This is a genomic window from Leclercia tamurae (assembly GCF_025566055.1).
Classification (GTDB): Bacteria; Pseudomonadota; Gammaproteobacteria; order Enterobacterales; family Enterobacteriaceae; genus Enterobacter; species Enterobacter tamurae.
In genome coordinates this window covers 1-618 of the sequence record NZ_JAMHKS010000044.1, presented here as the reverse complement: position 1 = coordinate 618, position 618 = coordinate 1, and the positions used below count along the sequence as shown (strand labels likewise).

The 618-nt window shown below is 63.9% G+C and carries 1 protein-coding gene and 1 pseudogene; both read right to left on the bottom strand.

Annotation, left to right across the window (positions count from 1 at the left end):
- Positions 1 to 252 (bottom strand): DNA recombination protein RmuC (gene rmuC, locus M8318_RS22650; RefSeq protein WP_262660579.1); only part of this gene is annotated, 252 nt, incomplete at its 3' end.
- Positions 249 to 618 (bottom strand): annotated as a pseudogene (istB, locus tag M8318_RS00240) (IS21-like element IS1474 family helper ATPase IstB); the annotation flags it as partial. The gene rmuC and the pseudogene istB, both read right to left, overlap by 4 nt.

Genomic DNA, 618 nt, shown 5'->3' with positions numbered 1-618 from the left:
CGTTACGTGCTGCTTCAGCGCCTGCTGGCGCAACAGATCGTCGTCAGCGGCGATGTATTGCTGGTAGGCCGTGAGACTGACCTTGGCATCCACCACCACCTGCTTGTCGCCGGGCAGGCGGATCAGCACGTCCGGCTGGAAGCGTTCGCCCTCGGTGCGGATTTCGGTGAACGTGACCGAGCGTTTCGCTAATACGTGACCGGTGCTTCCACCCCGGTTGCGCGGGTTCTGGATTGTAATCGCATCGGTCACGATGCGGCTTGTTCCTCGGCTTTTTTTCGGCGCAGCGACTCGCCTTTCATCGTCAGTCGGTAGGCGTTGTGCACCAGGCGGTCGAGGATGGCATCGGCCAGGGTCGGGTCGTTGATCCAGCCGTGCCAGTGCTCGATGGGCAGTTGGCTCGTCAGGATGGTGGAGCGGCTGCCAGCGCGGTCGTCGATCACCTCCAGCAGGTCATGCCGGGCTCCTTCCTCCAGCGGGGCTAGCGCCCAGTCGTCCAGCACCAGGACGTCGACCTTTGCCAGCTGTTGCAGGGTACGGCCGAAGCTGCCGTCGCCATGAGCGATGCGCAGTTGTTCCAGCAGGCGCGGGGTGCGCAGGTACAGGGTGCTATAGCCC